This window comes from Streptomyces durbertensis, assembly GCF_014156695.1.
GTDB classification, from domain to species: Bacteria; Actinomycetota; Actinomycetes; order Streptomycetales; family Streptomycetaceae; genus Streptomyces; species Streptomyces durbertensis.
In genome coordinates, this window is record NZ_WMLF01000408.1 from 1 (window position 1) to 4,962 (window position 4,962).

Here is a 4,962-nt window from a genome sequence, read left to right on the forward strand (position 1 = left end):
CCCGGAAGCCGATGGCCGTGGTCGCGATCACCACGTCCGGCGCCTGCTCGATCAACCGCTCGGTCGCGGTGAGGAGTTCGCGGTCGTCGGAGAGGGGGACGATGCGCAGTGCGGGTGCGTGCTGGACGGTGGCGCCGCGTCGGGCCAGCAGCGCGCCGAGTTCTTCGGCGCGGCGGGCGGCGGTGACACCGACCGTGAATCCGTCGAGCGGCAGTGGTTGATGCATCGGTGGGGCCTCGTCCCGTTCTGTCCTGGGCCTTCGAGCCTGCCGCCGCCAGGTGACAGGCGCGGTGCGCCGGCATTTCACCGGTGTTACGTGGTCGACGTGGGGCCGTGCGCCCGGTCACAGGGACCGGGCGCACGGTGTGTCTGTTCTGCCCGCCGGTGCGCAGGGCCCGGCGGGTGCCGCCTCACACTCCGGCGTACGCCGGCTGGCGCCGGGTTTCCGCCGTGTCCTCGTCTCCCGCCCCCGACGGCGCGGGCGCGGCGGGCCGCCGCAGGTACACGGCCCAGGTGACGGCGAAGCACAGGGCATAGAAGGCGAGGAAGGCGACAAAGGCGCCGGTCCCGGAGCCGCTGGTCATGAAGGACTGCCGGAAGGCGAGGTTGATGCCGAGTCCGCCGACCGCGCCGACGGCGCCGATGAGGCCGATGGCGGCACCCGACAGCCGGCGTCCGTACGCGGCGGCCTCCTCGCCGCTCAGTCCGAGCGCGACGGCCTTCGCCTGGTAGATCCCCGGGATCATCTTGTACGTCGACCCGTTGCCCAGCCCTGTCAGCACGAACAGCGAGACGAACCCGACGAGGAACACCGGCAGCGACTCCCGCACCGAGGCCAGCACCACCACACCCGTCGCGGCGGCCATCGCCGCGAAGTTCCACAGGGTGATGCGGGCACCGCCGAAGCGGTCGGCGAGCAGGCCGCCGACGGGCCGGATCAGCGAGCCGAGCAGCGGTCCGATGAACGTCAGCGAGGCGGCCTGCAGCGGCGTGCGGTCGAACTGGTTCTGGAGCACGAGCCCGAACGCGAAGCTGTAGCCGATGAAGGAGCCGAAGGTGCCGATGTAGAGGAAGGACATGATCCAGGTGTGCGCGTCCTTCACCGACTCGCGGGCCGCCCCGGTGTCGTTGCGCACCGGCGCCAGGTTGTCCATGTAGCGCCACGCGCAGAAGGCGGACAGCACGATCAGCGGCAGGTAGATGCCGAGCAGCACTCGCGGCTGGCCGGCGCCGGCGGTCGCGATGACCAGCAGCGCGATGAGCTGCACCACGGGGACGCCGATGTTGCCGCCGCCCGCGTTGAGGCCCAGCGCCCAGCCCTTGCGGTGCAGCGGGAAGAAGGAGTTGATGTTGGTCATCGAGGAGGCGAAGTTACCGCCGCCGACCCCGGTGAGCAGCGCGACGAGCATGAAGGTGGTGTACGACGTGCCGGGCTCCATGACCACAAACGCGGCGATGGTCGGCACCAGCAGCATGCCGGCGGCGAACACCGTCCAGTTCCGGCCGCCGAAGCGGGCGACCGCGAACGTGTAGGGCACCCGTACAAACGCGCCGACCGCCGTGGCCATCGCCACGAGGAAGAACTTCCCGGCCGGGTCGATGCCGTACTCCGGGCCCATGAACAACACGAGCACCGACCACAGCGTCCAGATGGAGAAGCCGATGTGCTCGGAGAGGATCGAGAACAGCAGGTTCCGCCGGGCGACGGACTCGCCCTTCTCCCGCCAGAACACGGGGTCCTCGGGGTCCCACTGTTCGATCCAGCGGCCTCCGCGCTGGGTGCTCGGAGCTGTCATGGCGCCTCCCTGGCCTGTCGGGTGTCGATCCCGAAGGTAGGCAGTGGAGATTTCCGGTCTGTGGCCGAAGGTGACGCGGGCGAAACCTTGCTCTCACCTAGCTCGCCTGGGCGCGGTGAGCCGGAGTGCGCAGTTCCAGCAGCGCCGCCACACTGACGGCCGGCAGGGTGCTGTCCGGCACCGTACACGGTCCGGAGGCGACGAGGCGGGGGCCGTGCGCGGTGAGCGCGATCGTGGTAAGGGAGGGCCCGAAGGCGTAGTCGGCGGCGTCGAGCGTGTCCGCGACGAGCCGGTGCACGGCCGGCGCCACGTCGTCCCCGAGGTCCCCGAGGCCCTTGGTGCTCCCGCCGTCCGCGCGCGCCCCGACGCGGCGCACCCGCTCGCGCGGGCCGCTGCCGCCCGTGGGCAGCGGGGGTGTGGTGGCGACGACGGTGTGGGTGCCGTGGTGGGAGTGCGCCTCGACGAGGACGCGCGGCCCGTCCAGGTACTCCTCGACGATCACCTCGCCCCCCGGCAGCCGGTCGGCGACGACCTCCGCGTCGATGACGCCGCGCAGCAGCACGGCGTCGTCGGCGGAGGTCGCGCCGCGCGGTCGCACGGTGCAGGGGAAGCCGACCTGGCAGGCCGCCTTGGGCAGGCGTTCCCGCTCGCAGGCCTCGAAGCGCACGCTGGCGCCGGTGAGTTCGTTGACCCGCTCGCGCAGCGCGAGGGCGTCGCTCAGCACGGCGACGGAAAGGGGGGAGCTGCCCGGCAGGCGCAGCGCGAAGTTGGCGCGTGCGGCGGCGAGCGCCGTGGCCCGTTCGAAACCGAACACGGCCGTCTGCCGGGCGCCCGCGAGGTGGCTGAGAGCGGCGGTCAGCCTTCGGTACGAGCGCCAGTCCGCTTCGAGTACCTGATCGGCCTCAGCGAGCACCCGGCTCATTCCCGGCGCCGTGAGGTCGGGGCCCACCATGAGGGTGCGGGCCCCGACCTCACGCGCCGCCCGGACCGTCTGCACACGGGGGTTGAGCAGAACAGCCAGGGGTGTGGGGGGTGGATTCACCGGGCGCTTCCCAGCGCACCAGGTGCGCCAGACCGGAAGCGCGCGGTGAGCCGTCCGGCGGAACGGCCACCCCGCTTGGTCACCGGTCTGGAATCGCCGTGGGGGGAGCGGCGATCATCGGTGATGTGGCAAGACGACGAGCGGAGCGCCCAGGCAGCGGATCCCACCCGGCCCCAACCCGGTGCCTGGGCGGGTATCTGTGCGGCGTGGCGACGGTGTTCGGGCGTGGTCGTTCCCGTCGCGCGTGCCGCGGGCTCTCCGTTGGATGCGAGCGTGGTCATGGCTCTCTCCGGGAATGCTCGGTCGTCCCGCCTGTTATCCGGCCGTCACTGCCAGATGTTGTCGGTCGCGCTCGCAGACGAGACGGTGCTCTTGTCGGCGGCGGACGCGGCGCCGGCCACACCGAGCGTGGCCCCGACAGCGGCCAGACCCACAATCACAGATGCCGCGAACACGCGAGTCAGTCTCTTCACAGGACGCCTCCCTAAATGTGCCTGGCGACCACGAAGCTGTCGCCTTCAGTCAGGAGTCGATATTTGCGACTTCCTGCCCTCTAGCCAAGTGTTTTGCCCTGGCAGTATGTCGCCTGGCGGATTGTCGCCGAGCGGCGGGACGGGATCGAGGAAGCTGGAACCGTGCGGAAGACTTGCAAGATAGACGAGGTCACGGCACGTGTGTACCGACTTCGCGTGCTGCACCCGAACGACTCGGCGGAGCAGCTCGCGAGCCGCGCCGGACTGGACGCGGCGGAGGTCGTGCGCCGCGAGGCCGCGCTCGCGGAGCTGAGCCTGCTGCAGCGTTCGCCGGGCGGCGGCTGGTCGGCGGTCTCCCCCGAGACCGCCGCCGACACGCTGCTGGCGCCCGCCCTGCGGGACGTGCTGGAGCGGCAGACCGCCATCGCCGCCGCCCGCGCCCAGCTGCACGCGCTGACCGGCGAGTACCTGGAGGCCCGCAGCATGCGCTCGGCCAAGGGCCGGGTGGAGGTCATCGAGGGCATCGACAACATCCGCTCGGTCATCGACGACCTGGCCCGCAACTGCAAGAGCTCGGTGGACGTGCTCAGCCCCGGCGGGGCGCTGCGGGAGGAGGCGATACGATCCGCCACCCCGCTCGACCTGGACACGCTGGCGCGCGGCGCGCGCATACGCCTGCTGCTCCAGCACACCGCGCGCAAGCACAAGCCGACCGCCCGGTACGCGGCCGAGATCAGCGCCGCGGGCGCACAGATCCGGACAACCGGAGTGCTGCCCTCCAGGCTGCTCATCTACGACGACGAGGCCGCCGTCCTCCCCGTCGACACCGAGGACACCGCCGCGGGTGTGGTCCTCGTCCGCGACCCGGCCGTCCTCGGCTTCCTCCAGCGCCTCTTCGTCCACCACTGGGAGCGCGGTCTGGAGTTCACCGCCGAGGAGGAGCAGAACGGCCCCGAGCCGACCCAGCTCGAACGCGACGTGCTGCTGCTGATGGCGGCGGGCAAGAAGAACGAGGTCATCGCCCACCAGCTCGGCGTCTCGCCGCGCTCGGTCAGCCGCATCGTCGCCAGCCTGCTGGACCGGCTCGGCGCCGACAGCCGCTTCCAGGCCGGCGTCCGCGCCGCCATGAACGGCTGGATCTCCTGACGCGGCCCCCTGCGGGGCGGCCCGGCCGCGACCTCCGGCGGGACACGGCCGGGCGCTGCCCGCCCCGGGCGACGAAAGCTGACATTCTTCCCCTGTCGCCACAGAACGGACAACAGTGGGGAGCCGCCGTCATGGGCCAGGGCGTGCACGTACAGGAGCTGCCGGGCATCGGCAAGCGCTTCGACATCGACCTCGAACGCCCCGACCAGCGCGTCTCCGTGGTCGTCCACGCGGCCGGCGGACGTGACGTCTACGTCTTCACCGGCCACGACTCCGACCCCACCGCAGTCCTCGAACTCACCGAGGAGCAGGCCCGCAAGGTCGGCGCCGTACTCGCCGGCACCTTCTTCGACGGCTGAGCCCCCGCCGCCGTGCACGCTGACCTCGTCGGACTCGGCGCCGTCCTGCTCATCGCCGGGCTCGTCGCACGCGGCGCCCGCCGCATCGGACTGCCGTCCGTCCCCTGCTACATGCTCGTCGGCATCCTGCTCGGCCCCGGCACCCC

The 4,962-nt window shown here is 71.7% G+C and carries 5 protein-coding genes and 1 pseudogene; 2 read left to right on the forward strand and 4 right to left on the reverse strand.

What is annotated here, in order from left to right; all coding sequences use genetic code 11:
* The 4 genes and pseudogenes from GL263_RS21480 to GL263_RS28900 form a co-directional block, all read right to left on the reverse strand.
* Nucleotides 1-226, reverse strand: a pseudogene (locus GL263_RS21480) (uroporphyrinogen-III synthase); the annotation flags it as partial.
* A 184-nt stretch (nucleotides 227-410) separates the two neighbouring features.
* Nucleotides 411-1,796: a nitrate/nitrite transporter gene (locus tag GL263_RS21485; RefSeq protein ID WP_182857384.1), complete on the reverse strand. Its 1,386-nt coding sequence runs from the start codon at nucleotides 1,794-1,796 to the stop codon at nucleotides 411-413.
* A gap of 97 nt (nucleotides 1,797-1,893) precedes the next feature.
* Nucleotides 1,894-2,838 carry an ATP-grasp domain-containing protein gene (locus GL263_RS21490; protein ID WP_182857385.1) on the reverse strand — a complete coding sequence of 315 codons (945 nt, stop codon included), beginning with the start codon at nucleotides 2,836-2,838 and terminating at the stop codon, nucleotides 1,894-1,896.
* A 326-nt stretch (nucleotides 2,839-3,164) separates the two neighbouring features.
* Complete coding sequence (locus tag GL263_RS28900) at nucleotides 3,165-3,293, reverse strand: hypothetical protein (protein ID WP_267132785.1); 129 nt, start codon at nucleotides 3,291-3,293, stop codon at nucleotides 3,165-3,167.
* A 234-nt stretch (nucleotides 3,294-3,527) separates the two neighbouring features.
* On the opposite strand from GL263_RS28900, the gene GL263_RS21495 reads away from it, so the two are divergent.
* The gene (locus GL263_RS21495; protein WP_182857386.1) at nucleotides 3,528-4,457 is read left to right on the forward strand and encodes a helix-turn-helix transcriptional regulator; all 930 of its coding nucleotides are present in this window, start codon (nucleotides 3,528-3,530) and stop codon (nucleotides 4,455-4,457) included.
* 131 nt (nucleotides 4,458-4,588) lie between these two features.
* Nucleotides 4,589-4,816 carry a cation:proton antiporter regulatory subunit gene (locus GL263_RS21500; protein ID WP_182857387.1) on the forward strand — a complete coding sequence of 76 codons (228 nt, stop codon included), beginning with the start codon at nucleotides 4,589-4,591 and terminating at the stop codon, nucleotides 4,814-4,816.
* Nucleotides 4,817-4,962 lie beyond the last annotated feature (146 nt).